This window comes from Shimia sp. CNT1-13L.2, assembly GCF_024331145.1.
GTDB lineage: Bacteria > Pseudomonadota > Alphaproteobacteria > Rhodobacterales > Rhodobacteraceae > Shimia.
In genome coordinates this window covers 259939-286308 of the sequence record NZ_JANDJO010000003.1, presented here as the reverse complement: position 1 = coordinate 286308, position 26370 = coordinate 259939, and the positions used below count along the sequence as shown (strand labels likewise).

Below are 26370 nucleotides of genomic sequence, written 5' to 3'. Positions count from 1 at the left end.
CGCATCTTCTTTTCATCACAGGTTCACCAATCTCATGATGGAGAAGACACATGAAACTCACCACTCTAAGCGCATCGGCCGCCCTCATGGCCACCACCGCAATCGCCGATATCGAAACCCGTAGCGTTACCTTCGAAAACGAAGGCGCCACCCTCTCCGGCACCCTCTACCTGCCCGAAGGCCACGAAGGCGCGCCTCTTCCGGTCGTCGTCGTCACCGGCGCCTGGACATCGGTTCAGGAACAGATGCCCGCCAACTACGCCCGCGAGATGGTGGAACGTGGCTTTGCCGCCTTCACCTTCGATTTCCGTGGATGGGGTAAATCCGGCGACCTGCCGCAGAACGTACGGTTTGTCGAAAGCCCGGCAGCCAAAACTTCGGACATCCGCGCGGCTTTTGAAACCGTCGCCAACCTGCCCGAAGTGGATGCCAGCCAGATCAACGGTCTCGGCATTTGCGCATCCGCGGGCTACATGGTGGATGCGGTTGCCGGGAACGCGCTTGTGCAACGCATCGGCCTTGTTGCCCCGTGGTTGCAGGACGAAGGCATTGTCGAGGCCGTCTACGGTGGAGAAGAAGGCGTCAAGGGCCTGATCTCGGTCTCGCAAGCTGCCGAAGCCGCAGGCGGCCAGATCATCCCTGCCGCCGGTCCCGAAGGGGCCGAAGGCGTGCTGATGCCCATTGGCGGCTACTATTACGAGGCCGACCGCGGTGCGATCCCCGAGTATGACAACCAGTGGAACAACGCCGGTTGGGAAGGCTGGCTCACCTACCACCCTGCCGACAATCCGCAGCGCCTGGATAAACCGCTGGCCATCGTCCACTCGGAAAGCGCCGCCATTCCGCAGGGTGTCCGCACCTTCCTGAACGGCTTTGCCGGCGACGCCACCATGCAATGGCTCGAGGGCGTGACCCAGTTTGACTTCTACGACAACCCCGAAGACGTCGAACGCGCCGCCGACACCGTGGCCACGCACTTCCGCGCCGAGATCGAAAGCTGATCTTGCCCCAAAGGCACCGGCCCACATCGCCGGTGCCACCCCTTCACAGGAGCAACACAATGGCCCGAGCCTTTCTCTCAACGCTTTGCGCCGCAACTCTCATTGCCGGAGCCGCCATGGCAAATCCAACTGAAATCTCGCGGTCCATCACCGACATCGCAGCCGGTGCGGATCGCCACGACTGGTCCCGCGTACGTGCCGCCTTTGCAGATACGGTAACCACCGATTACTCAAGCCTTTGGGGCGGTGATGCGATCACCCAACCGACCGACGCCCTTGTCGGCGCATGGGCGGGTTTCCTGCCGGGGTTCGACAGCACCCACCACATGGTGACCAACCACACCATCACCTCCCAACAGGATGGCAAGGCCACGGCCGAGGCCGATTTTACCGCGACACACCGGATCGACGAAGGTCTCTGGGTTCTGGGTGGCCGCTATTCCTATATGCTTGAGGAACAGGGCGACCGCTGGGTCGTGACATCCCTCACCATGACCGCCCTTTGGGAAACCGGAGACCGGGCGCTTGTGGGCCTCGCTGGCGAACGCGCGGCATCGAAGTGATTTCGATAGGTTCGGGCGGGTCTATCCCGCCCGAAACGCAGCAGGCGTGGCACCGTACTTGCGTTTGAAATGCTGTCCAAACCGGCTCAGATCCTGATAGCCAACCCGCCAGGCGACCTCGGCCACCGTCAGTTCCGATGTCTTCAACAGCACCGAGGCCAGCTCAAGCCGCGCCGCAATCACGTATTGCAAGGGCGATGATCCGACTTCTTTCTTGAACGCCTTGGCAAAATGCGTCGCGCTCATCGCGGCAATATCGGCCATTCCCGACAACGACAGATCCTCGGCCAGATTGTCGTGGATATAGTCGAGCACCTTGCGCAGCCGTGCATCCTCGATCCCCGCGTGCCATTCCGACGCGGGTTTGATCGTCTCCACGATCTGTGCCGCCAGCGCCCGCTGCATCGTTTCGCGATAAAGCGTCCCTGCCCCAAGCGCCGTGCTTGCCGTCAGGCTCAGGTTCAGCAACAGGGGATCAATATCGCCGATAATCGGATCGAACTCGAACGCCTTTCCAAGCCCGAATTCCGCCGCAATACCATCGTCGATATTGACCATCACGAACTCAAGCTCGTCGTCGTATTCGCAGATACCATCGCTGCCAGCGGGCAAAATCCAGCCCTGGTTGCGCGACAGGGGTTTGTGAACGGACAGCTTGGATCCGTGCGCAAACCTGTGCGACGGCTGGTCGTTCAAAAAGATCCCAACAGACAGGTTGGGCAGGTCAAAGGCCCCTCCTCCCGCTGGCAAAATCGTTTTGTTCGACACAACTTTCGACATGCCCACAAGGTACGCCCTTTCGTCCGGATTTCAATATTCCGGCCGTCGATACGAAAAAGGCCGCCCAACGTCGGGGCGGCCTTTAAGTCTTTTTTCAACGCGCGTCAGTTCGGGATCAGATCCGGAAGGATCGTAACGATCGACGGGAAGTACCAGAGTATCGCGAGCCCAACGACCTGGATCAGCACGAAGGGAATGATCCCGCGATAGATATGCCCGGTCGTCACCTCCTTCGGTGCCACACCCCTGAGATAGAAGAGCGCAAAGCCGAATGGCGGTGTCAGGAACGAAGTCTGGAGGTTCACCGCGATCATGATGGTCACCCACTTCGGATCGAAGTACGAGCCATAGATCACCGGCCCGACAATCGGGATCACGATGTAGATGATCTCGAGGAAGTCGAGCACGAAGCCCAGCACGAACAGCACCAGCATCACGATCAGGAAGACCGTGAACTCGTTGTCGAAGGACCGCAGGAACTGCTGGATATAGTGCTCGCCACCAAAGGAGATCACCACGAGGTTCAGAAGCTGCGAACCGATCAGGATGGTGAACACCATCGAAGTTACCTTCGCGGTTTCCCGAACAATCGGCGTCAGAACCTTGCCGCGGAACAACACCCAGCAGCCGTAGAGTATGCCGAACATCGCGAACAGATACGCCGACTTGGCCACGATGAACGCGATCCAGTTCTCGGTAGTCACACCTTCGATGTTCACCCGCAGGTCAAAGTTCACACCCACCAGGATCATGATGATAATGGCGAACGTGGCCCAGATGATGATCGCGCCGGATTTCTCCTGATCATGCAGCTTGCGATAGGCTGCAAGCATGATCGCGCCACCTGCCCCAAGCGCCGCTGCCGGCGTCGGGTTGGTGATACCGCCGAGGATCGAACCAAGCACCGCGATGATCAGAACCAGCGGCGGGAAGACCACGCGCAACAGTTCATTCTGTCCAAGCAGACCAGCCGCGTAACGACAGCCATAGAGCGTCGCTGCCAGCGGCAGTGCGATCAGAACCAGCGTCATGCCCGGCGTGGTTTCCGGCGTGATCAACAGCGCGTCGACCAGCAAGGCCACCACGATACCCGCGCCACCAATCATCAGCGGGCGCGTGTCACGCGACGGTCCGACCCCACGTGCAGTGGTCAGAACAAAGGCCAGTAGCAGGAAGCCGATCCCAAGACCCGACCCGATCGGCGCGGCATTGGCCAGCTTCTCAAGATAGGCCGCCTGACGTTCTTCATCTGTCAAAGCACGCGCTTCCTGAACACCACCGGCCGCATCGATCTCGGCTTGCTCGGCCACGGCCGTATCCCAGGCCTCCTGACCATGCAGGTCAATCATCGACGCCTTACACTGGTCACCGACCTTGGTCCGCAGACTTGCCGTCTGACCGGCATCCGAGAAGCTTTCAACGGTGACTTCCTGGTTGCCAATGATGCCAACGTTGCTCAGCCCGATGAAGACCACGACAATCGCCGCCGGTACACCAAGGAACCAGGTCAGGCCATGCGAACGACCAATCGGTTCACTGTTCGACGACCCCAACTGTACCGCCGGTGCTTTGCTCGGGTTCAGGAAGGCAAAGCCAAAGGCATAGAGGCCGTAAAGAACCGCCAGCATGATCCCCGGAATGAGTGCAGCCTGGAACAGCGTACCAACAGAGACAACCGCCGGCTCACCCAGATAGGTCAAAGCATCCGAACAGCCTGCAAGCTGTGCACGTTCTTCCTGTGCGGTCGAATACAGATCACCTGCAAGCGTCCCAAGCAGAACGATCACGATAGAGGGGGGAATGATCTGTCCCAGCGTGCCCGAAGCCGCGATCACACCGGTTGCAAGCTGCGGCGAATAGCCGTTACGCAACATGGTGGGCAGCGACAAGAGGCCCATGGTCACAACCGTTGCCCCAACGATACCCGTCGACGCCGCGAGGAACGCGCCCACAACCACAACCGAAACGGCCAGACCGCCCGGCAGCGGGCCAAAGACACGCGCCATCGTGGTCAGGAGTTCGTTCGCGATCTTGGAACGTTCCAGCGTGATGCCCATCAGAACGAACATCAGAACCGCCAGAAGGGTTTCGATCGACGCCCCCGCGATCACCCGCTCGTTCATACGGTTCACGATGAACGAAAGGTTGCGGTCCATCGCCTTTTCCCAGCCACCCGGGAAGATCGCCTCGTCAATGCGTGGCAACTCCGGGTATCGGAATACCGATATGGCATCTGGCTTGATCCCTTGCGAGATCAGGTCCGCGTACATGGCCGACGACGTGTCGATGGCCTGGTGAATAAGAATGCCGGCGCTGTCCAGAGCAGCAATGATCCCGAAAGAGATCACCCCCGCGCCGCCGATGGCAAAGGCCACCGGGAAGCCCGACAGAATACCCCCGAAGAGGCAAAGAAAGACGATAATCAGGCCGACTTCGACCCCATCAAGTCCAAATAGCATTGTTTCTGCCCCTTACCTCAGTGCGTGCCTTCATAGGCTTCTTCACCCTCGCCCAGCGTGTCGCGGTCGAGATACTTGCCTTCGCTTGCCTTGCCTTCGCGCAGCTCGAGAAGCGAGCGGTAGAAGAAGGCAATCGCCTGCAGGAACACCATGGCCGCAAAGCAGACCAGGAGGATCTTGAACAGGAAGTAAGCGTTAAAGCCGTTAGGTGAGAAACCGATGGTTTCGACGTTCCATTTGAGAATGCGCGCCTTGCGCATAAGCAGTTCGACCTTGTCACTGGCCGAGACCTTAGGAGTAACGAGGTGACGCCACATGAAGAACCAGCCGTACATCCAGGTCAGCACCGCCGCCGGCAGCATGAAGACCATAGAACCGAACATGTCGATGATCTTTTTCACGCGGTAGGACACCACCGAATAGACCAGGTCAACACGTACGTGGCCGCCCTGAACAAAGGTGTAGGTCGCACACATGCACACGATCATGGCGTTGTAGAGCTTGAGCTCCTCCGCCCACCAGCTCACGTCATGCGTCAGGAAGTCGACATTCCAGATCAGCGAAATCTCGGCAACGGTAAAGATCCGCTGCATGAAGACGATCACGATCTGCTGCAAAACCATCAAAAGGCCGGCCCATGCAAAGAAGCGGCCCACCGAATTGGCGAATGTCTCCAGAACCCGTACGCACCCCCACATGAAGCTGGCACGCCACAGCCCGATGGCCGTGAAAATCAGGAACGCAGTGAAGATAACGAAAAAGAACTCGGTCGAGCCACCATAGTAGACAAAGCGCATGAGCGCCTGCTTGTCCTCAACAGTGTCCAGACCACCGATCCACGAAAGCCAAAGCCCCGGATGCGTGATCGCATACCCGAAGTTCACGAAGGCTTGGCCGATATTGGTGAAAAACCAGACGATTGCGTCCAGCATGATCCCTCATCCCCTTATTGTTTTCATGAGGTGCGCTGTCGCGACTTTTGAAAAGGCCCCCCGAAACGGGTTCGGAGGGCCTTAAATGCGTCAGAGGGTTGGATTAGCCCAGAACGCGGTCGCGTTGCGCGCGATACGCGCCTTCCGACTTCTGAATCCAGCCCGACGATGCTTTCATCGATGCCTGGTAGCTGTCGTAGATCTTCTTGTAGATCTCGTCGCCCATGTTCTCGGCGTGTACTTCTGCCGAAGCCTTACCGAAGGCATCCCAGACACTGTCCGGGAATTGCAGGGTTTTCACGCCTGCCGACTGCAGACGCTGCAGCGCTGCACCGTTGTTGTTGAGGAACTGTGCAAGGCTCCACTGGTGGGTTTCGGCCGAAGCGATCTCGATGATCTTCTGGTGTGCCGGCGACAGCGAGTCAAAGACTTCGCGGTTGGTCGCAACCGACAGGGCCGCGCCCGGCTCGTGGAAACCAGCAGTGTAGTAGAACTTGGTGATTTCCTGGAAACCGGCTTTTTCGTCAGCCCAGGGGCCGATCCACTCGGTGCCGTCGATGGCGCCCGATGCCAGCGCTTGGTACACTTCCGAACCCGGAAGGTTCTGTACCGATGCACCCAGCTTACCAAGGGCTTTACCGCCCAGACCCGGCATACGGAACTTCAGACCGTTGAAGTCTTCCGGACCCGAGATTTCCTTGGCGAACCAGCCGCCGGCCTGTGCACCGGTGTTGCCGCCGATGAACGACTTCAGGCCAAAGATTTCGCCCAGCTCGTCGTGCATCGCCATACCACCACCGTGGTAGTACCAGTTTGCCAGTTCCTGCGCCGACATGCCGAAGGGCACGGAGGTGAAGAACGCATAACCGGGGTGCTGGCCTACGAAATAATAGTCAGCCGCGTGATACATGTCTGCCTGACCAGCGGTCACGGCGTCGAAGACTTCGAAGGCGCCAACCAGTTCGCCAGCCGCTTTCACGTCGACGGTCAGCATGCCGTCCGACATTGCGGTGATGGTGTCAGCCGAACGCTGAGCCGCGTCAAACACGCCTGCCAGACCGCGACCCCAGGTGGTCACCATCGTCAGGGTGCGTTTGCCGGTGGCATAAGCCGGTGCGGCCAGAGTGGTCGCTGCAGCGGCTGCACCGCCCATTGCCGAAGTTTTCAGAAAAGAACGACGATCCATAGAGTTCTTCCTCCCAGAATTAGTACAGCCCGTCATGCTCTTGGCGGCATGCGGACGGATCGTTGCAAGTTCCACGAGCCTAGCTTTGGTATTTGTAACTTGGAATACCTAGTACTGCGTAGAAACTACGCTGAGACCCCACTTTTCGCCCCCGGTTCTTCAGTAGAACTACGCATAGGGAAGACCTTGGGTCGAAAATTTCAATTTCCCCCCTAGGATTCGCGATCCGATCCACGCTACGAATCACGAATGCGCCACTTTCTTTCGCATCTTCGCCTGTCCTACGGGCAAAAGCTGTTTTTGCTTGCGACCCTTCCGCTCGTTCTGGCGGTTGCGGCAATTTCGATCCTTGTGGCCAACCAGTCCCGGCAACTCGCCGAACGCGAGATCAAGGCGCTGGAAATCCAGTTGATCGAAGCCAAGAAAGCCGAACTGAAAAACTACATCTCGATCGCGCGCACGGCCTTCGTGAACATATACGGCCGTGCCGCCCCCGATGATGAACAGGCAAAACTTGCCGTGACGCAGGTACTGGCGTCCATGATCTATGGCCAGGATGGCTATTTCTTCGTTTTCGACTACGACGGCAACAACCTCGTCAGTCCACGGCAGACCTATCTCATCGGCAAGAATTGGACCGGCCTGGAAGATCAGAACGGCACAGCCATCACAGACAACTTGATCCAGATTGCCCGCCAGGGCGGCGGCTACCACACTTATGACTGGCCCAAGCCCTCCACCCGCGAGACCGCACGTATGGTAACCTATGTTGTCGGGTTGCAGGATTGGCAATGGGCCATCGGCACCGGCATCTTCATCGACGATGTTCTCGAGACCGTCGCCGCCTCACGCGCCGAGGTCGAAAGCCGCGTACGTCGCACCTCTGCTTATATCCTAGCCATCACTGTCGCTGCACTGTTGCTGGTTTTCATGTCCGGCCTCGTCATCAACATCCGCGAACGCCGCCTTGCCGATGCCAAGCTCAAGGAACTCACCCAGCGGGTCTTTGATGCACAGGAAGAAGAACGCGGCCGCGTGGCGCGTGAACTGCATGACGGCATCAGCCAGATTCTCGTCGGGGTCCGCTACGCACTCGACAGCGCGCGAAGACGGTTTGCTTCGGGCGACGATCGCGCCAAGGACACTTTGGACAAGGGCATTGATCATCTCTCAGGCGCCATTCAGGAAGTGCGCCGTATCAGCCGCGACCTGCGCCCCGGCGTGCTTGACGATCTTGGCCTTGGCCCTGCCCTCAAGGCCCTGACCGACGATTTCGCCACCCGCACCGGTATCAAGACCGAGTTTCACACCGTTGTGTTCCGCAACCGTCTGGATCACAACGCCAAGAACGCCCTCTACCGGATCGCCCAGGAAGCACTCACCAATATCGAACGTCACGCCAATGCATCGACAGTCACCATTGACGTTCGTGGCCACAAACGCGGCGCGACGCTGCGCATCGCTGATGACGGCACCGGTATTCCGCAAGACAAGAACAACAGCGCCAAGTCGGGCCTTGGCCTGCGCAACATGCAGGAACGGGTTGAACAGCTCGATGGAACCCTACGCATCTTTTCGAGCCGGTCAGGAACCATTATCGTTGCTGAAGTTCCTCTGAGCCACATCCTTCCGCCCGAAGAGCTGTCGCCAGACAAAAGAAAGGCAAGTGCATGAGCACCCCGGTCAGAGTTGTAATCGTCGATGATCACCCGATGGTGGCAGAAGGCATCCAGTCTGTGCTGGAGAGCTTTGATGACATCGAAGTCGTTGGCACCCTGACCAATGGACGCGAAGCGGTGGATCAGATGAAGACCCTGTCTCCCGATGTGATCCTGATGGATCTCAACATGCCCGAGATCGGCGGCCTAACCGCAACCGAGATGCTTCTCGAAGCCAATCCCGATACCCGCATCCTGATTCTGACCATGCACGACAGCCCCGAATATATCTCGACCGCCCTCAGCCACGGCGCGGTTGGATACATTCTGAAGGACGTTCCGACCGACGAGATCAAGACGGCCATCGACACGGTCATGCGCGGGGAACGCTATCTCTGCACCGGTGCCAAAGGCTCGCTCGAACCTTCCGACATGGACGAGCGCGAACCTTTGACCAGCCGGGAACAAACTGTGCTTCTGCAACTGGCTCAGGGCAAATCGAACAAGGAAGTTGCCCTCGTCCTGAATATCTCGGTACGCACCGTCGAAACCCACCGCAAGAACATCAAGCGCAAACTCGGCATTTCGTCGACCGCGGGCCTGACCCGCTACGCGATGGAACACGGTGTGCTTCAGGGCACGGGCGTCAGCCTCTGACGCGCCCCACACACCCCGACAGAACTGCCCCCCCTCCGCGCCACGACCTGCGATGCTGTTTGCATATCCAGACGAATCCCCGGAACAGAGGCGCCTATGTCCGTGTCTAAATCACGGATTGCGGCCTCCCTTTTACGTCATATGTCCGCCAGAACCCCGCCAAGCGCAATAAATGCAAAGATTTCACCCCCATCCGGACACTATTTGAGAAACTTTTGCGCCCGCAGAAAGATTTCGCGGTTGACGCCCCCGCGTCACGCTCATAATGTCCGGCCCGACGCAAGAAGGACCAACCGATGAACACTCTAGTCGTAGTCGTGGGAAAATGGCGCATGGGCCGGTAACGGACACCATAACGGTACCCCATGCGCCCCCGTCAGACGATCGGGGGCTTTTTTGTGTGAATGATTTTGTGACGTTGTAGATGGAGAAACAGATGACACGTCAGATGACCGGAGCGAGAATGGTGGTTCAGGCCCTCAAGGATCAGGGTGTGGACACGGTGTTCGGATATCCCGGCGGGGCTGTCCTACCCATTTATGACGAGATCTTTCAGCAGAACGATATCCGCCACATTCTGGTGCGCCACGAACAGGGTGCGGTTCACGCCGCCGAAGGCTATGCCCGCTCGACCGGCAAGGTTGGCGTTGCCCTCGTGACCTCCGGCCCCGGTGCAACCAACGCGGTGACCGGCCTGACCGACGCCCTGCTCGACTCGATCCCGATTGTTGTTCTCTCAGGCCAGGTTCCGACCTTCATGATCGGCTCGGACGCCTTCCAGGAAGCAGACACCGTCGGCATCACCCGCCCCTGCACCAAGCACAACTGGCTGGCCAAGGACACAGCAACCCTCGCGGAAACCATCCACCAGGGCTTCCACGTCGCGCGCTCGGGCCGTCCGGGTCCGGTTCTGATCGACATCCCCAAGGATGTTCAGTTCGCCAGCGCCGAATACACCGCGCCGCAGGCGATCAACACATCGAACTACCAGCCGCAGCTGAAGGGCGATATCGAGTCGATCACCGAACTCGTCGAAGCGCTGGAACAGGCGGAACGCCCGGTCTTCTATACCGGCGGCGGCGTCATCAACTCGGGCCCCGCGGCATCGCAGCTGCTGCGTGAACTGGTTGAGGCAACCGGCGTTCCGATCACCTCGACACTGATGGGCCTCGGCGCCTACCCCGCATCGGGCAAGAACTGGCTCGGCATGCTGGGCATGCACGGTCTCTACGAGGCCAACATGGCAATGCACGACTGTGACCTGATGATCAACGTCGGCGCCCGTTTCGACGACCGGATCACCGGCCTGATCGACGCCTTCAGCCCGAATTCGAAGAAGGCCCACATCGACATCGACCCCTCGTCGATCAACAAGGTGATCCGCGTTGACATCCCGATCGTGGGTGATGTTGGTCACGTTCTTGAAGACATCCTGAAGGTCTGGAAGGCCCGCGGCCGCAAGACCAACAAGGAAGGTCTCGCCAAGTGGCACGCCCAGATCAACAAGTGGCGCGAGGTTGACTGCCTGTCCTTCAAGCAGGAAGGCAAGATCATCAAGCCGCAATACGCGCTGCAGCGCCTTGAGGCCCTGACCAAGGACCACGATCGCTACATCACCACGGAAGTCGGCCAGCACCAGATGTGGGCCGCCCAGTACCTCGGTTTCGAAGATCCGAACCGCTGGATGACCTCCGGTGGCCTCGGCACCATGGGCTATGGCTTCCCCGCCTCCATCGGTGTTCAGATGGCACACCGCGACAGCCTCGTGATCAACGTGGCCGGTGAAGCCTCGTGGCTGATGAACATGCAGGAAATGGGCACCGCGGTTCAGTTCCGCCTGCCGGTGAAACAGTTCATTCTGAACAACGAACGTCTCGGCATGGTCCGCCAGTGGCAGGAACTCCTGCACGGCGAACGCTATTCGCACAGCTGGTCCGAAGCCCTGCCCGATTTCGTCAAGCTCGCCGAAGCCTTTGGTGCCAAGGGTATCTACTGTGACAACCCCGACGACCTCGATGATGCGATCATGGAGATGATCAATCACGACGGTCCGGTAATCTTCGACTGTCTGGTTGAAAAGCACGAGAACTGCTTCCCGATGATCCCGTCGGGTAAGCCGCACAACGAAATGCTTCTGGGCGAAGCCTCGACGCAGGGCGCAATCGAAGCCGGCGGCGCGGTTCTGGTGTAAGGAGAAGAAAGATGGCTGCTCTAAAAATCAAAAAAGGCTCGTCGAAACATTCGGCGTATAACCTGCGCCCGAACTTCTCGGATGTGCAGGAATCCCACACTCTTGCGGTACTGGTGGATAACGAACCGGGCGTTCTCGCCCGCGTCATCGGCCTATTCTCAGGCCGTGGCTACAACATCGAAAGCCTGACCGTGGCCGAAGTCGACCATCACGGTCACCAGTCGCGCATCACCATCGTGACCAAGGGCACCCCGCAGGTCATCGAACAGATCAAGGCGCAACTGGGCCGCATCGTACCGGTGCACGAGGTCCACGACCTCACCGTCGAAGGCCCTGCCGTCGAACGTGAACTGGGCCTGCTCAAGGTGACCGGTGCCGGTGACAAGCGCGTCGAAGCCCTGCGTCTGGCCGACATTTTCCGCGCCAACGTTGTCGACAGCACGCTTGAGAGCTTTGTCTTCGAGATCACCGGAACCTCGGAAAAGATCGATGCCTTTGCCGACCTGATGCGCCCTCTGGGCCTTGTCGAGGTCGCCCGCACCGGCGTGGCCGCTTTGTCGCGCGGTGCCGAGTAACGTCAAGCCTATCATGAAACGAGCAAGGGGGCCTTTCGGCCCCCTTCTTCTTTGCCCCCCGTGAGTATCGTTTAAACCGCGACGCGCTCGCGCGCACGTTCTCTGGTGCGCTTTCGCGTAAACGGAATAACGTTTGAAGGTCCAAACGGCAGGTTTTCGGCCGCGCTCACCATGCGCTGCCGCCCTTCTGCGTCAGCCTCCACAAGACTCTCTGCCAGCCCAGAATAGGCCGCTTGAAACACCCGACGCGGGTTTTGGACCACGCGAAGATTCTGTTGCTGTTTCAAGTCAAACTGAATCAAATCGCCTGCATCCAGCGTCACATCCCCGATAGGAAGCCCCTGACTGCCGCTAAAGTACGCCAACTCACCGTGATCTTCGCACCAGATGACAGCCGTGTTTTCAGTGTTGTCGCTCCACAGAACTACGCCAAGCATTTGAGAACGAACTCCTTTTTGCGGTTAATTAAAGTTTCCCAAAGAAACCGACGTCAGGACATGAAAATTTGGGCGTCTACTTGTGCGGAATTGTGTCGACTTCACACACTCTAGATGCGAAACTGCATCAGGTTGACGCGAAATCGCAACAGCCACTCCAAAGTACATGACGCAAACCAGCATCATGTGGTATAAATTGATGAAAGCACGCGCGGAGACAGCATTGAATATCAACGCAAGTGGACAGGAAAATCAGGTCAATCCGGCCGAGCTTCGCAAGATGTTCGGCGCCAACCTGCGCGTTCTTGCCGACACCTTTCCCTCCGTCTCCCAACTCTGCCGTGAACTCGGCATAAACCGCACCCAGTTCAACCGCTACCTCTCAGGAGAGAGCTTTCCGCGCCCCGACGTTCTTTACCGCATCTGCACATTCTTCAACGTCGATGCCCGCATTCTGCTGGAACCGATCGATAGCCTCGCGACCGAACGCGGTGTTCTCAATCATCCGCTGATCAAGGATTACGTCGGCACCGGCATGACCGACATTCCTCAGGATGTCTTTCCCGACGGGTTTTACCGGTTCTCACGCCGAAGCTTTACCGAGTCAGATCTCATCATCATCGGCCTGATCTACGTATTCCGTAAAGATCAGCACACGTTCATTCGCGGCTACGAGGCCAAGGAAGCCATGCGTCAGCAGGGTCTGCCGACCGACCCTGAGACACGCGAATTCCGCGGTGTTGTCCTGCCCCAGGAAGACGGTGTCGCCGCGCTGGTGTCACACAAGGCAACAATGGCCACTTCGTTCAACTATCTCAGCCGCGTCGCCTCGTTCCAGAACCACTACTGGATCGGCTATGCCACGCGCACCGTCCGCGAAACGATCAACGGTCGCCGGGCGGCCCGTCTGGTCTATGAACACCTTGGAAACAACACCGGCGCAATCCTCGAGGCTGCGCGCTCGGTCGGCTTCTGTAGCCCCGAGGAACTGTTCCCCTACCATCGCAAACTGCTGCAACTCGACCGCCCCTTCGCCTGATAAATCAGCCAGCCGACACCGCCCAAGGTGTCGCCATGTGTCAAACCGGGTCGCCTGTGGGCAAACGGATTTTTGCGCCTGCCCTAATCTGTTCAGACAGAATCAGGAGACAGCCATGGATAAGCAAGACCTTTCCGCCGTCCGGCGCCCCGTTGAAACGGCGCTCGGTTTGTCGAACGCACACTACATCGACCCCGCCCACTTCGAAGAAGAAAAGAAGGCAGTCCTCTTTTCGACATGGTCGGGCCTCGCCGTCGCATCCGATGTCCCGGAACAGGGCGACGCGATCCCGATGTCTTTCCTCGGCATGCCGCTCCTTCTGATCCGCGACAAGGAAGGACAGGTCCGTGTTTTCTACAATACCTGCCGCCACCGCGGCATGATCCTCGTGGAAGAACCCCGCAAGATCGAAGGCGCCATCCGCTGCCCTTATCACTCCTGGTGCTATGCCACCGACGGTCGCCTCGTCACCACCCCGCACGTAGGTGGCCCGGGCCAGAACAAGCACGAAGCCATGGACCGCAACGAGCTTGGCCTTCGCGAAGTGCGCAGCCACATCTGGCGCGACGTGGTCTTCATCAACATATCAGGAGATGCCCCTGCCTTCGAAGAGGTCCACGCCGACCTGCTTGAGCGGTGGAGCGAGTTTGAAAAGCCGGTCTATCACGGCGGCGCCGACAGCAAGTTCCGTCTCGAAGTGAACACCAACTGGAAACTGGCCGTCGAGAACTATTGCGAAAGCTATCACCTGCCGTGGGTTCACCCCGGTCTGAACAGCTACTCGCGCCTTGAAGATCACTACAATATCAACGAGTTGGGCAAGTATTCCGGTCAGGGCACCCTCGTCTATCGACAGCTCAAGGGCGCCAGCGGCGAAACCTTCCCCGATTTCGAAGGGCTGTCCTCGCAATGGGACGAAGGCGCAGAATACATCGCCGTCTACCCGAACGTCCTTCTTGGGGCGCAGCGCGACCATGCCTTCGCAATCGTGCTGGAACCTGTCGACACCGAAAACACTGTTGAACACATCCACCTCTACTATGCGACGCCCACGACCGACGACACCCTGCGCGCCACCAACACGCAGATGTGGAAAACCGTCTTCGAGGAAGACATCTTCGTCGTCGAAGGTATGCAGAAGGGCCGGCACGCAGTTGGCTTTGACGGTGGTCGCTTCTCGCCCGCCATGGACGGCCCGACCCACTGCTTCCACGAATGGGTGGCAGGCCGCATCGAAGCCCACCGCACCCCGGCGCAAGCCGCCGAATGAGCGCCGACAGCCTCGATCATCGCCTGCTTGCGGCCCACGCAGCAGGCGATGGCCCTGCCCTTGTCACGCTATATGCAGAAGCCGCCGCACAGGCGAACACAGAAGAAGCACGCGGCTTCTACCTGACCCATGCCTATGTCTTTGCACTGGAACAGGGTGACGCCCGCGCAGCAGACCTGCACAAGGCCCTGCGCGCGATGGGACGGGACGAATAGGCTCAGGCCAGTTCGCCCTCTTCCTCCACCTCGTCGTCCATCTCAAGCGCACCCGCCTCGACCATCTGCGAATAGAGATGCCAGGACGCATGTCCCAGCAAAGGCATCGCGAGGAACAGCCCTAGAAAGCCCGGAAGCATGGCCGCAAAGGTCATGCCGGCAATCAGGGCGGCCCAGATCATCATCGGCACAAAGTTCTCGCTGACCGACTGGAAGCTGGTGATCATAGCGGTCACGAAATCCACCTCGCGATCCAGCAAAAGCGGCAATGAGATCACCGTGATCATGTAGAGCAACAGCGCAAAAGCCCCGCCCACTGCTGTCCCGAAGGCCAGCATCGTCAGCCCGTTGGACGTGAGATAAACGTCGATTGAGGACGACACATTGGTCATGGTCGCGTGACCAAGGAATAGCGCAAAGATCATGTGGGCGAGAAAGAACCAGAACAGGAAAATCACGATCACCACCGCACAGATCGAAGGCAACTGCCGTTTGCCCTGCCGGCCAATCACCCCGAAAATCGCGTACCAGTCCATCGCGCGTCCTTGTTCAAGCCGTCGCGAAACCTCGTACAGGCCCACCGCTGCAAACGGCCCGATCAGAGGAAAGCCAATCGCGGCAAACACCAGCCAGTAGGTCTGGCCGGTCTTAACCGTCAACCAGGCCATGAACCAGCCCGCCAGAACATAGAACAATGAAAATGCCAGCCCATATCCCGGCTTGGCACGAAAATCCCGCCAACCCAATGCCAATGCCCGCCTCAGCATGGCAAAGTCGACGCCTCCCAGTTCAGGAACACCAAGTTTCGGTGTCTCCGCCATCCATCCCTCCCAAAATGTCTGCCGTAGAATTTGATAAGACCCTCTGTCGCTTCACAAATCAACCGCCGCGCATATGTGAAGGCGTCGCAGTTGGCCAGTTTGTGGCCTCGTGATAGGCCTGCGCCACTTCAAGAAGACGCCGATCCTGTCCCTTGCGCGCGAACAGCTGAACACCCATGGGCAGCCCGTTCTCCCCAAACCCGACTGGCAGGCTGATGCAGGGCAATCCCGCAAGGCTCACGGGCACCACCACCTCCATCCAGCGGTGATAGGTATCCACCGCCACACCCGCGATCTCCTTGGGCCAATCCCACTCGGCCGGGAATGGCCAGACCTGAGCAGTGGGAAGCGCAAGGAACTCATGCGTATCAAAGAGTTGCGCAGACTTCGTAAACCATTTTGACCGCAGCGCACCCGCCCGCGTGACCGCCATCGCATCCAGCGCAAGCCCGTTCTCGACTTCCCAGATTGCCTCTGGTTTTAGCATGTCACGCTTGGCCGGATCGGCATGTAATACCGCCAGATCCGAGGCCACGGCCCAGTGTCGCAACACCCGCCAGCTGTCCCACAATTGCGCGGCCGCCATCGGTGGAGAAATCGCCTCGACCGCAGCGCCGAGAGCGTCGAAAACGCCCAGCCCCGCCTCGCACAGCGACATAATGCCCGCCTCCATCGCATAGGCGCCGCCCCAGTCCCCAAGCCAGCCGATACGCACGCCATCCAGATCGGCCCGCCCCAATGTCAAATCCTGCACGGGCGCACCGTGGGGCACCTCGGGATTCGGGCCAGCCATCACCGACAAGAGCAACGCCAAGTCTTCCGGCGAACGCGCCATGGGACCGTTTGTAGACAGCTGCTGCAAAAAGGTCTCTCCGCCCGCGTCCCTCGGAACGACACCCCAACTTGGCCGGAACCCATAGACATTGCAGAACCCCGCCGGATTGCGCAGCGACCCCATCATGTCCGAACCATCCGCCAGCGCCACCATGCCCGTCGCCAGCGCCGCCGCCGCCCCACCTGACGATCCCCCGGCTGTCCGGGACAGGTCATAAGGATTCCGTGTCACCCCATGCACCGGATTGTAACTGTGACTTCCCAGACCGAATTCCGGCGTGTTGGTCTTGCCAATGAAGATCGCGCCCGCCGCACGCAAGCGCGCCACCATCAGTTCATCCACCTTGGCAACCTGCCCCGCGAACAGAGGAGAGCCCATCGAACACTCCAATCCCGCGGCCTGTGCCAAATCCTTGATCGCCATCGGCAGCCCGTGCAACGCGCCCTTCGGCGTGACCGCGTCCGCTTTGCGGGCCTCTTCCATCAGATCATCGGCAGAACGCATCGAGACAATGGCATTCACGTCGCCATTCCTCTCGCTGATGCGCGCCAGTGTCAGCTCCATCAAGGTCTCTGCCGACAAAGCCCCAGTGCGCATATCGCGCAGAATGCCGTTTGCTCCCTGATCCATGTTCCCTCCTCACCACTTAGACAGCAGCCTAGGCCCAAGTTCGCGCAGGAAAAAGGCCCCGAAAACGAAAACGGCCCCGCCAGTGGCAGGGCCATTTCCATCATCCCGTGTCCTCTGCTCAGAAGATGAAGTCGCCCGCGGTCAAGGACGCAAGGCTCACGCCGGCAATCAACACTGTGCCGCTTCCTCCGAACTCGGTGAAATCGATCAGTGTTCCGGCCCCGGTGTCCGTCATGATCGCCCCGGCAGACAGAGCCGCAAAGTCTGCGACGCCCGTGGCACTGAGATCAATATCGTCTGCACCAACTGCAAAGTCAGTGATGACATCATGACCGGTATGAGCAAAGAACAGAAAGTCATCCGCTCCCAGGCCACCGGTCAGCGTATCATCGCCGCGCCCGCCAACAATAGTATCGACGCCCCCTTGGCCATTCAGGACATCATCGTCCTTCTGACCCGCGAGAAAATCCGCATCCGCGCCGCCCGAAATCGTATCGTCGCCCTTGCCGCCAGCCACGCTATCACGCCCACCTTTCATAATGATGGCGTCGTCACCGCGTCCACCAATGACCGTGTCATCGCCCCTATATCCGGTTTCCGCATCATCGTTGAAAATGTCATCCCCGTCGCCAAGAAGGGCTACGTCACGCCCAGTTCCCCCGTCGACAAGGTCATCCCCGTGACCGCCAAAGATCGTATCGTTTTCCGATCCCCCCGAAAGCGTATCGTCGCCAGCCCTGCCTCGGATGACATCGGCATCAGCTTCACCGTCGATGACATCAGCACGCGACGCCCCGTCCAGATAATCGCTACCGGCGCCGCCTTCGATCGTACCGGCGACATGTCCGTCTCCGTGGCCGAAATAAAAGTCGTTGCCTGCCCCCAAATCAACAAAGGCGAAGGAGTCGACGTTGCCCAGAACCGCGCCCGAATTGTGGAACACGTCGTTCAAACTGCCCAGCGTCACACGCCCGCTGATTTCGCCGTGATTGCTCAGCCGCGTCAGGGTCGTGCTCGAGATGCCGTAGTCTCCGCCCGAGATGGTGCCAAAGTTGAAAATCTCGGTCTTGGCAGTGGGCTCAGAGAGCTGGCTGGACAGGATACCGTAGGTCCTGCCCGAGATAACCCCCTCGTTCACGATCTCCGACTGACGATTGCGGAGCCGGATACTGGCATCGCCGCCCATGATGGTGCCTTCATTCTGGATTGTGGTAGCTTGCGCAAAACTCAACTCGTTGAACTGGATGGCAATCCCGTCCGAGTCCGCGCCCATGATGTCGCCGGAGTTGTAGATTTCGACATAGCCAGCCCGATCAGCGTCAATCCCGCGGTTGGCACTGCTCATAACGCCGGTGTTGGCGATCCGGAAATTGCCGGTGTAGATGCCGTAGAACGCAGAGGAGACCCCGTAGATGTTGCCACTGTTCGACAGCGTGTCATCGTCGGCTCCGGCCAGATAGACACCATAGTCACCGCTCACACGCCCCGTCACGTTCACATCCATGCCCGAGCCATTCTCGGACCCGATGCCAAAGGTATCCGAATAGATCTCTCCCGCGACATTCACGACATTGTTGTCGTTGGTCTTGATCCGGATCCCATGCGTCCCGAACAAAACACCGCTGCTGCCAATCGAAACCGTATTGCCGCCACCTGTACCGTCAAACAGCACCGCTTCTTCAACGCCACTGACTTGCCCCAGAACCAGCAGATCAACGTTACCATCACTCACGTTGCGATGGGAAATCCCCGCACCCGTTGTCGAGTTGATGGTCCCCGAACTCTGGAGGATCATCCTGTCGCCATTATCCGCGAATAAGTGCACGTAGTTGCTGTTATAAGTTTCGTAAGCCATTGTAGATTTCCATTATTCTTTTCGATTTAACCAACTGAAATCGTAACAACTTTTCGAAATGACAGAGATCTTCCATCACCAGTTGGAACGGCCCCTGCACACCGCGGGGCCGTCACCGTCGTAAATTAGGGTTAGAAGATGAAGTCGCCCGCCGTCAGCGAAGCAAGGCTGACGTCAATCAGCAAAACCGAGCCGCTGCCTCCGATTTCGGAGAAGTCGATCAGCGTGCCAGCGCCGGTATCCGTCATGATCCCACCGGCAGACAACGCCGCAAAGTCCGCAACACCAAAGGCACGGATATCGACATCGTCTGAGCCCACTGTGAAATCGGTGATCAAATCATGACCGGCCTGGCGGAAGAACACAAAGTCGTCCGCCCCCGTTCCCCCGGTCAGGGTATCATCACCTTTGCCACCATATAGGGTATCGGCTCCGGCCTGACCGGACAGGACATCATCGTCGTTCTGGCCAAACAGCAAGTCCTTGTCAGCGCCCCCCACAAGTGAGTCATTCCCCTTGCCACCATAGACAGTGTCCTTGCCGCCTTTCATGAGGATCACATCATCGCCACGGCCGCCCTGAACTTGGTCGCCCCCCGAGGCCCCGGTCTCGACATCATCCGAGAACACATCGTCCCCATCGCCCAGAAACGCCTGGTCACGGCCAGTACCACCCCAGATGGTGTCGTTGCCATGTCCGCCAAAGAGGGTGTCGCTTTCCGAACCGCCCAAGAGAACATCATCGCCTGCACGCCCGCGCAGCAGGTCAGCACCGGTTTCGCCCAAGAACGTATCGTCCTTGGAGCCCCCAAAAAGGCTGTCATCGCCAATCCCGCCCACTACGCTGCCAATGACGCCGCCATCGTCAAAGCCCTTGTAGGCGTCGTTGCCCGACCCCAAAAGCACATCCCCATCAATGACCCCGCCATTCTTGACGGTATCGTTCTGGTCATTGCCCGTGACGTTACCAATCACCGTGCCCTTGTTCACGAGGTTCAAAAGGGTTCCGGCGTTTGCCGCTTCGATGACGGTATAGTTGTTGTCGTTGCTTGAAATGGTTCCGTGGTTGAAGATTTCAAACGACGCACCATCGCGCATGTAGATGCCACTGTCGTTGCCCTGAATGTGCCCGGTGTTGACAATCGTGCCCTGTGAGTCGTCGAGCAAAAGGCCGCGGTCGCTCGAAATCGTTCCACTGTTGTTGAGGTTGAAGTTGTTCGAGGAGTTTATGTACGCGCCGTAAGTTCCACCAATCATAACGCCGGAATTTATCACGCTACCAGCATCAGCTGACTCATAATGGATAGGATATGAGCCCGCGTGAATTGTGCCACTGTTTACAAAATCAGTAGAACTCCCGGTCGTATAAATGCCCGCACTATTCGCCGAGATCGTTCCGGTGTTGTCGAAACTTCCGGACCCATTGGTATAAAACGCATCGTCATGCGCGATGATCGAGCCTGCATTGAGTACATTGTTGGCATTGCCAATAACAGTGACGCCATCGTCCCCTGCAATAATCGTTCCCCCCGCGCCGATGACAACGTCATGGTAACCCGACCCTGTCGTGCCGCTGTTAGTATCGTACAGGTAAATCCCATCCTTTTCCGCAGCTATATAGCCATCCATCAGGACGGTAACGCGATAATCGACATTGCCTGTTCCAGACTCGATGGCGTGCCCCGATGTGACGGTAAACTTCCCGTCCTTGGTCACTATGATGATGTCATCGAAGTGCGCCGTATAAGTGCTCGTGCGCGTATTGGTAATAAATTCGGTAGCCATATTTCCCCCTGAAAAAATGCGTTTCCTCGGCTAGGTCAAAGAGTAGTGCGTTAGAAATCATTCCAACAATGGAATTGTTGAGAAATTTGACCAAAGGTTAAGGCACACCAAGAAAAGGTGCGGAAATCCATACCTTTTCTTACGTAACGTGAAATGACGAAGGCGGTCAGGTCTAACCGGGGACAAAAAACTCAGCGAATCACAGTGCTTATGTCAAACGGCTAAATTCAACCCAAGGGTGTTTTGCGTCTTGTCAATCTTCGCTTTGCGCGTCCGCGCGGCTTTTGCCCGCCACATCCATCGCCAGCGTTGCCGCCATGAACCCGTCCAAATCACCATCCAGAACGCCTTTGGTGTCCGAGGTCTCGTGGTTGGTCCGCAGGTCCTTCACCATCTGGTAGGGCTGCAAGACATACGAGCGGATCTGGTTGCCCCATCCCGCGTCGCCCTTGGCCTCGTGCGCCGCGTTGATGTCGGCATTCCGGCGGTCCAGCTCCATCTGATACAACCGCGATTTCAGCGCCTTCATGGCAATGTCGCGGTTCTGGTGCTGCGACTTCTCAGACGAGGTTGTGACAATGCCCGTCGGAATGTGGGTAATACGCACCGCCGAGTCGGTGGTGTTCACGTGCTGACCGCCCGCGCCCGAAGAGCGATAGGTATCGATACGGATATCGGCAGGATTGACGGTGATCTCGATATTGTCATCCACCACCGGATAAACCCAGACCGACGAGAACGAGGTGTGCCGCTTGGCCGCCGAGTCATAGGGCGAAATCCGCACCAGACGGTGCACGCCGCTTTCCGACTTGAGCCAGCCATAGGCGTTGTGGCCGGAAATCTTGTAAGCCGCCGATTTGATGCCCGCTTCTTCGCCCGCAGTTTCCGATTGAAGCTCGACCTTGTAGCCCTTCTTTTCGGCCCAACGCACATACATACGCGCCAGCATCGAAGCCCAGTCACAGCTTTCGGTGCCACCCGCGCCCGAGTTGATCTCGAGGAAGGTGTCATTGCCGTCGGCCTCGCCATCCAGCAGCGCCTCAAGCTCTTTCTCCGCCGCCTTTTCCTGAAGCGCCTTCAGCGCCTCTTCGGCGTCGGCCACAACCTCGTCGTCCTCTTCCATCTCGCCCAGTTCGATCAACTCGATGTTGTCGTTCAGGTCGGTCTCGATCGAGGTCACGGTCTCCAGCGCGTCCACCAGCATCTGGCGCTCGCGCATCAGTTTCTGCGCGCCTTCCGGGTCGTTCCAGAGGTCGGGATCTTCCACCCGTGCATTGAATTCCTCAAGACGGTATTGCGCGGTTTCCCAGTCCATCCGCTGCCGCAGCAGTTCGACCGACTTGCGAATTTCAGCAACGATGTTCTGGGTTTCGGCGCGCATGGCTCTATCCGTCTTCTGAATGTCAGATCAGGGTGATACCTCACCCCTTCCTCACGGGCAAGCCATCGGCACGCCCGTCAGAGCATTTAAATCAAGGGAGATTGGCCGCCTAGTAAAGGCCACCGGAACTCAGCGTTCCGAAATCCGCTTTCGGCCCCACGACAGCCTTTTCACCAGTTGATGTCGTGACTTCGCGTCCCGTGTGAATCTGCACATCATCAAACAGCGGCAGGTTCGATCCCATCGCGAAACCACCGTCGTAGGTCACGCCAAAGACGGGCTCTTCACCATCGCGGAAATACTCGGCCACAACCGCCTCGCCAGACGCCTCATCCGACAGGCGCGCACCGGTGAACCGGTCGATCTTGATAAAATGGCCGCCCGGCGGCACGCGGAACTTGCCCGAGCCGTATTTCTCGATGGCTTCCTTCATGAACTCCTGGAACACCGGGCCACAGGTCGACCCACCATACGTCCCCCGCCCAAGCGGGCGCGGACGGTCGTGACCGATGTAGCACCCCGCCACCAGCGTGTTGGTGAAGCCCACGAACCAGACATCCTTGGCCTCGTTGGTGGTTCCGGTCTTGCCGGCCACCGGCACAGGCAGGTTGATCGCACTCGCCGCCGTACCGCGCTGCACCACGCCCCGCATCATCGAGGTCAGCTGATAAGCGGTGATCGCATCCATCACCCGCTCGCGGTTGGTTACGATACGGGGGCCACGGGTCTTGGCGATATCCGGGCGGTCACAATCGGTACAGTCACGCTGGTCGTGACGGTAGATCGTCTTGCCGTAACGGTCCTGAATACGGTCCACCAGCGTCGGCTCCACCCGCTCGCCGCCATTGGCAAACATCGCATAGGCCGCAACCATCTGGTAAAGCGTCGTCTCTTCCGACCCCAGCGAGTTGGCCAGGAACTGGCCCATGTTGTTGTAAACCCCAAAGCGCTCGGCATAGTCCGAAACAACGTCCATCCCCACTTCCTGCGCAAGACGGATCGTCATGAGGTTCCGCGACTGTTCAATGCCGGTCCGCAACGGGGTTGGCCCATAGAACTTGTTCGACGAGTTGCGCGGCCGCCAGACACCCTGCGGCGTGTCGATCTCGATCGGCGCGTCAATCACGATTGTCGCCGGAGAATAGCCGCTGTCCAGGGCCGAAGCGTAAACGAAGGGCTTAAAGCTCGAGCCCGGCTGGCGCTTTGCCTGCGTCGCACGGTTGAACACCGAATCCTGATAGGAGAATCCGCCCTGCATCGCGATGACACGGCCGTTGTTCACGTCCATCGCCATAAAACCGCCCTGCACTTCCGGCACCTGGCGCAACGACCAGCGCACGAAGTCGCCGCTGTCGTCCTTGGTGATCGCCCGCACCAGCACGACGTCGCCAACCTCAAGCAGATCACCGGCAACCTTGGCCTTGCGCCCCTTGCTGCCGTCCTCGCGTAGCTTGCGGGCCCATGTCACATCCTTGGCCGTGATGAAATGCCCGTCCGCATCATCCTCAACACCCTCGATCCCGATCCGGGCATCGTTCTTGCCAACCAGCAGAACAACCGCCGGATGCCACTTGCCATCAAGATCCACATCACGCGGCACCTCTGCCGACGCCAGTGCCTCACGCCATGCCGCCTCGCTCTCCAGCGCGGATGCGTCCAACTTGACCCCAGTCCCACGCCAGAGCCCCTGCGCGCGGTCATATTTCTCAAGCGCGTGGCGCAAGGCCCGCGCCGCAACTTCCTGCATCTCGGGATCAACCGTCGCCCGCACGCTCATGCCACCTGAAAAGAACTCGTCTTCCCCGAAATCAACACTCAGCTGACGGCGGATTTCGTCGGTGAAATAGTCACGCGGAGGCAGCGCCGACTTGAAACTCTCGTAGTCCCCGTTCTGAACCGAATTCAGCGGCAATGCCGCCTCGGCCTCATAGACGGCCTGCGTGATATAGCCGTTTTCGGCCATTTCCTTCAGAACAAAGTTCCGGCGCGACAAAACGCGGTCCTTGTTGCGCACCGGATGGAATTTGCCCGGCGCCTTGGGCATCGACGCCAGCGTCGCGGCCTCATGCGGTGTCAGTTCACGCAGGGACTTGTTGAAATAGGTCTGCGCGGCGGCGGCCACGCCATAGGAGTTCTGACCGAGGAAGATTTCGTTCAGGTACAGCTCAAGAATCTGCTCTTTGCTCAGGGTCTCCTCAACCCGCGTGGCGAGGATGATCTCCTTGATCTTCCGTTCAATCCGGCGATCCCCCGACAACAGGAAGTTCTTCATCACCTGCTGCGTGATCGTCGAAGCCCCCCGCACGCTCTGCCCCCGCGAACGAACGGCCTCAAGGGCTGCCGCAGCAATACCGCGCGCGTCATAGCCCTTGTGGGTATAGAAGTTCTTGTCTTCCGCCGAGATGAACGCCTGCTTCACCAGGTCCGGAATTTCGTCCGACGGCACGAACAGACGCCGCTCCTTGGCGAACTCGTCGATGATGTGCCCCTCGCCCGAGTAAATCCGGCTGATTGTAGGCGGCTTGTACTGCGCCAAGGCCTCGTGGCTGGGCAGATCGCGGCCATACATCCAGAACACCGCCCCGATCGACAGGGCAATAACGGCCAGCCCCATCGTCACGAATGTGAAGATGGTCCCGAAGAAGGAGAGGATGAATCTCAGCACGCCGTGCCCCCGTATCGCCTTGGTCTCGCGTCTCTATATATACACCGAACCGAACGGTCAAAACACATGACCGCCAGCCGTCAGCGCCATTTTGCCGTTTCCCGAAAGACTTACTGACGCACCAGATCGCGCAGCGCCTTGTCCTCATCAACCCAGGCCTGAACACCGTCACGGATCGCACCCGCCATCACCGCACGCCAGTTCACATCCTTCAGGCGCTTCAGGTCTTCATCCGAACTCAGGAAACCAACCTCGATCAGGATCGACGGCACATCCGCCGCCTTCAACACGGAAAACCCCGCCTTGCGATGCGGCTTCTTGTTGATCGCCCCCGTTGCCCCTTTGATCGAGCGCACCAGTTGCGTCGCCAGATGCTCAGACCGCGGTTGCGTCTCAAGCCGTGCCAGGTCCAAGAGGATATCGGCCACCTGATCATCTGCCGACGACAGGTCAATCCCCGCCAGAATATCGGCCCGGTCGTGCCGTTCGGCCAGTGTCGCCGATGCCGCGTCCGATGCTTCCTCCGACAGGGTATAGACCGTGGCCCCCGTCGCATGGCCCTTCTGAAGCGCATCCGCATGCAGCGAGATGAACAAGTCCGCCTTGGCTTCATGCGCAATCGACACGCGGCGCTCGAGCGAGACAAACACATCCTCGTCCCGTGTCATATGCACCTCGAACCCGGCGCGGCGCAGGCTTTCGCGCAACTCGCGGCCAAAGGTCAGCATCAAGTCCTTTTCGCTCACGCCTGACCGCTCTGCCCCCGGATCAATGCCGCCGTGGCCGGGATCAAGCACAATCAACACCGGCGCCCAGTCGGGCTTTTCGGCGTCTGTCTCCGTCTCAAACGTCACAGGCTCCGGCAGGTCCCATCGCGGATCACGCGGCGCTCCGGCACGCAAGGAGAACGCCGCATCATCCTGTTTTTCCAGAACAATCCGCAGCTGTCCGGCACCGGTTTCGGTATCCAGCGTCAGGCTCGCCTCGTCCACCACCAACGGCAGCGAGAGGTCCACCACCATCCGGCTCCAGCCCGGTCGGAACTGCCCGACACGCACCGCCGCGACACCGTCCGCCGCACCGAAGGCGTCCACATCAAAGCCGCGCCAGTCCACTTCGCGAAAATCCAGAACCATACGTTTGGGATCATCCAGCTGGAACACCCGCCAGGGCACCCCCTGCGACAGTCCCAGCTCAATCAGAACCGAGCCCCGCCATCCATTCGACAGACGGCTATCTTCCTGCTGCACCCGTGCCAGAGCTGTAAACTCCTGCGCCATCCCTTTGATAGAAAGGGAAAACACCGCCACGAAGGCTGCAACCAAGATCGTGATAAACCTGCTCATGTCCCTCTCTCCGGCGGGCTGTTTGGTGACAGGGTACACCAAGGCGCAACAACACACTACCGGCGATCCAAAGACCACCGGCCGCATGTT

21 protein-coding genes are annotated in these 26370 nt (G+C 58.9%); 9 read left to right on the top strand and 12 right to left on the bottom strand.

Annotated elements, in window-relative coordinates:
* The first annotated feature begins 50 nt into the window (after positions 1-50).
* Positions 51-1001, top strand: coding sequence for an alpha/beta hydrolase (locus NNA36_RS08200; RefSeq protein ID WP_255106161.1), 951 nt, complete (start codon positions 51-53; stop codon positions 999-1001).
* Between the two features lie 116 nt (positions 1002-1117).
* A complete protein-coding gene (locus tag NNA36_RS08195; RefSeq protein WP_255106159.1) occupies positions 1118-1564 on the top strand; it encodes a nuclear transport factor 2 family protein in 447 nt (148 codons plus the stop codon).
* A 21-nt stretch (positions 1565-1585) separates the two neighbouring features.
* On the opposite strand, the gene NNA36_RS08190 is transcribed toward NNA36_RS08195, so the two are convergent.
* The 4 genes from NNA36_RS08190 to NNA36_RS08175 all read right to left on the bottom strand — a co-directional run bounded on the left by NNA36_RS08190 (position 1586) and on the right by NNA36_RS08175 (position 6921).
* Entirely contained in the window at positions 1586-2344 is a 759-nt protein-coding gene (locus tag NNA36_RS08190) for an AraC family transcriptional regulator (RefSeq protein WP_255106157.1), read from the bottom strand.
* A 104-nt stretch (positions 2345-2448) separates the two neighbouring features.
* Positions 2449-4803 (bottom strand): TRAP transporter large permease subunit, encoded by a 2355-nt coding sequence (locus NNA36_RS08185; RefSeq protein ID WP_255106155.1) that lies wholly within the window; start codon positions 4801-4803, stop codon positions 2449-2451.
* A gap of 17 nt (positions 4804-4820) precedes the next feature.
* Complete coding sequence (locus tag NNA36_RS08180; RefSeq protein WP_255106153.1) at positions 4821-5735, bottom strand: TRAP transporter small permease subunit; 915 nt, start codon at positions 5733-5735, stop codon at positions 4821-4823.
* Between the two features lie 103 nt (positions 5736-5838).
* Positions 5839-6921, bottom strand: coding sequence for a TRAP transporter substrate-binding protein (locus tag NNA36_RS08175; RefSeq protein ID WP_255106150.1), 1083 nt, complete (start codon positions 6919-6921; stop codon positions 5839-5841).
* 249 nt (positions 6922-7170) lie between these two features.
* On the opposite strand from NNA36_RS08175, the gene NNA36_RS08170 reads away from it, so the two are divergent.
* The 4 genes from NNA36_RS08170 to ilvN all read left to right on the top strand — a co-directional run bounded on the left by NNA36_RS08170 (position 7171) and on the right by ilvN (position 12002).
* Positions 7171-8595: a cache domain-containing protein gene (locus tag NNA36_RS08170; protein WP_255106147.1), complete on the top strand. Its 1425-nt coding sequence runs from the start codon at positions 7171-7173 to the stop codon at positions 8593-8595.
* Positions 8592-9236: a response regulator transcription factor gene (locus NNA36_RS08165; RefSeq protein WP_255106145.1), complete on the top strand. Its 645-nt coding sequence runs from the start codon at positions 8592-8594 to the stop codon at positions 9234-9236. Before NNA36_RS08170 ends, NNA36_RS08165 begins: the two co-directional genes overlap by 4 nt.
* Positions 9237-9672: 436 nt before the next feature.
* Positions 9673-11427 (top strand): acetolactate synthase 3 large subunit, encoded by a 1755-nt coding sequence (locus tag NNA36_RS08160; protein ID WP_255106143.1) that lies wholly within the window; start codon positions 9673-9675, stop codon positions 11425-11427.
* 11 nt (positions 11428-11438) lie between these two features.
* On the top strand, positions 11439-12002 hold the full coding sequence (ilvN, locus tag NNA36_RS08155) for an acetolactate synthase small subunit (RefSeq protein WP_255106141.1): 564 nt from the start codon (positions 11439-11441) through the stop codon (positions 12000-12002).
* 71 nt (positions 12003-12073) lie between these two features.
* Here the strand turns inward: ilvN and NNA36_RS08150 are convergent, their stop codons facing one another.
* Complete coding sequence (locus NNA36_RS08150) at positions 12074-12439, bottom strand: hypothetical protein (protein ID WP_255106139.1); 366 nt, start codon at positions 12437-12439, stop codon at positions 12074-12076.
* 223 nt (positions 12440-12662) lie between these two features.
* Between NNA36_RS08150 and NNA36_RS08145 the strand changes: the two genes are divergently transcribed.
* The 3 genes from NNA36_RS08145 (at position 12663) to NNA36_RS08135 (ending at position 14963) form a co-directional block, all read left to right on the top strand.
* The gene (locus tag NNA36_RS08145; RefSeq protein WP_369681641.1) at positions 12663-13478 is read left to right on the top strand and encodes a helix-turn-helix domain-containing protein; all 816 of its coding nucleotides are present in this window, start codon (positions 12663-12665) and stop codon (positions 13476-13478) included.
* 115 nt (positions 13479-13593) lie between these two features.
* Positions 13594-14748: an aromatic ring-hydroxylating dioxygenase subunit alpha gene (locus NNA36_RS08140; RefSeq protein WP_255106137.1), complete on the top strand. Its 1155-nt coding sequence runs from the start codon at positions 13594-13596 to the stop codon at positions 14746-14748.
* Positions 14745-14963: a hypothetical protein gene (locus NNA36_RS08135; RefSeq protein WP_255106136.1), complete on the top strand. Its 219-nt coding sequence runs from the start codon at positions 14745-14747 to the stop codon at positions 14961-14963. Before NNA36_RS08140 ends, NNA36_RS08135 begins: the two co-directional genes overlap by 4 nt.
* A 2-nt stretch (positions 14964-14965) precedes the next feature.
* Here NNA36_RS08135 and NNA36_RS08130 read toward each other — a convergent pair whose 3' ends face one another.
* From NNA36_RS08130 to NNA36_RS08100, 7 genes are all read right to left on the bottom strand, one after another.
* A complete protein-coding gene (locus NNA36_RS08130; RefSeq protein WP_255106134.1) occupies positions 14966-15784 on the bottom strand; it encodes a DUF2189 domain-containing protein in 819 nt (272 codons plus the stop codon).
* Positions 15785-15842: 58 nt separating this feature from the next.
* On the bottom strand, positions 15843-17249 hold the full coding sequence (locus NNA36_RS08125) for an amidase (RefSeq protein ID WP_255106132.1): 1407 nt from the start codon (positions 17247-17249) through the stop codon (positions 15843-15845).
* 118 nt (positions 17250-17367) lie between these two features.
* Complete coding sequence (locus tag NNA36_RS08120) at positions 17368-19104, bottom strand: calcium-binding protein (RefSeq protein WP_255106129.1); 1737 nt, start codon at positions 19102-19104, stop codon at positions 17368-17370.
* A 131-nt stretch (positions 19105-19235) separates the two neighbouring features.
* Entirely contained in the window at positions 19236-20888 is a 1653-nt protein-coding gene (locus NNA36_RS08115; RefSeq protein ID WP_255106127.1) for a calcium-binding protein, read from the bottom strand.
* A 253-nt stretch (positions 20889-21141) separates the two neighbouring features.
* The gene (prfB, locus tag NNA36_RS08110; protein WP_255106125.1) at positions 21142-22269 is read right to left on the bottom strand and encodes a peptide chain release factor 2; all 1128 of its coding nucleotides are present in this window, start codon (positions 22267-22269) and stop codon (positions 21142-21144) included.
* 109 nt (positions 22270-22378) lie between these two features.
* Positions 22379-24934 carry a penicillin-binding protein 1A gene (locus NNA36_RS08105; protein WP_255106123.1) on the bottom strand — a complete coding sequence of 852 codons (2556 nt, stop codon included), beginning with the start codon at positions 24932-24934 and terminating at the stop codon, positions 22379-22381.
* A gap of 110 nt (positions 24935-25044) precedes the next feature.
* Positions 25045-26280 (bottom strand): N-acetylmuramoyl-L-alanine amidase, encoded by a 1236-nt coding sequence (locus NNA36_RS08100; RefSeq protein WP_255106121.1) that lies wholly within the window; start codon positions 26278-26280, stop codon positions 25045-25047.
* Positions 26281-26370: the final 90 nt, after the last annotated feature.

Bases quoted from the DNA above. Each gene is read 5' to 3' on its own strand.
- NNA36_RS08200 (WP_255106161.1), top strand. From the start codon at position 51: ATGAAACTCACCACTCTAAGCGCATCGGCCGCCCTCATGGCCACCACC.
- NNA36_RS08195 (WP_255106159.1), top strand. From the start codon at position 1,118: ATGGCAAATCCAACTGAAATCTCGCGGTCCATCACCGACATCGCAGCC.
- NNA36_RS08190 (WP_255106157.1), bottom strand. From the start codon at position 2,344: ATGTCGAAAGTTGTGTCGAACAAAACGATTTTGCCAGCGGGAGGAGGG.
- NNA36_RS08185 (WP_255106155.1), bottom strand. From the start codon at position 4,803: ATGCTATTTGGACTTGATGGGGTCGAAGTCGGCCTGATTATCGTCTTT.
- NNA36_RS08180 (WP_255106153.1), bottom strand. From the start codon at position 5,735: ATGCTGGACGCAATCGTCTGGTTTTTCACCAATATCGGCCAAGCCTTC.
- NNA36_RS08175 (WP_255106150.1), bottom strand. From the start codon at position 6,921: ATGGATCGTCGTTCTTTTCTGAAAACTTCGGCAATGGGCGGTGCAGCC.
- NNA36_RS08170 (WP_255106147.1), top strand. From the start codon at position 7,171: ATGCGCCACTTTCTTTCGCATCTTCGCCTGTCCTACGGGCAAAAGCTG.
- NNA36_RS08165 (WP_255106145.1), top strand. From the start codon at position 8,592: ATGAGCACCCCGGTCAGAGTTGTAATCGTCGATGATCACCCGATGGTG.
- NNA36_RS08160 (WP_255106143.1), top strand. From the start codon at position 9,673: ATGACACGTCAGATGACCGGAGCGAGAATGGTGGTTCAGGCCCTCAAG.
- ilvN (WP_255106141.1), top strand. From the start codon at position 11,439: ATGGCTGCTCTAAAAATCAAAAAAGGCTCGTCGAAACATTCGGCGTAT.
- NNA36_RS08150 (WP_255106139.1), bottom strand. From the start codon at position 12,439: ATGCTTGGCGTAGTTCTGTGGAGCGACAACACTGAAAACACGGCTGTC.
- NNA36_RS08140 (WP_255106137.1), top strand. From the start codon at position 13,594: ATGGATAAGCAAGACCTTTCCGCCGTCCGGCGCCCCGTTGAAACGGCG.
- NNA36_RS08135 (WP_255106136.1), top strand. From the start codon at position 14,745: ATGAGCGCCGACAGCCTCGATCATCGCCTGCTTGCGGCCCACGCAGCA.
- NNA36_RS08130 (WP_255106134.1), bottom strand. From the start codon at position 15,784: ATGGCGGAGACACCGAAACTTGGTGTTCCTGAACTGGGAGGCGTCGAC.
- NNA36_RS08125 (WP_255106132.1), bottom strand. From the start codon at position 17,249: ATGGATCAGGGAGCAAACGGCATTCTGCGCGATATGCGCACTGGGGCT.
- NNA36_RS08120 (WP_255106129.1), bottom strand. From the start codon at position 19,104: ATGGCTTACGAAACTTATAACAGCAACTACGTGCACTTATTCGCGGAT.
- NNA36_RS08115 (WP_255106127.1), bottom strand. From the start codon at position 20,888: ATGGCTACCGAATTTATTACCAATACGCGCACGAGCACTTATACGGCG.
- prfB (WP_255106125.1), bottom strand. From the start codon at position 22,269: ATGCGCGCCGAAACCCAGAACATCGTTGCTGAAATTCGCAAGTCGGTC.
- NNA36_RS08100 (WP_255106121.1), bottom strand. From the start codon at position 26,280: ATGAGCAGGTTTATCACGATCTTGGTTGCAGCCTTCGTGGCGGTGTTT.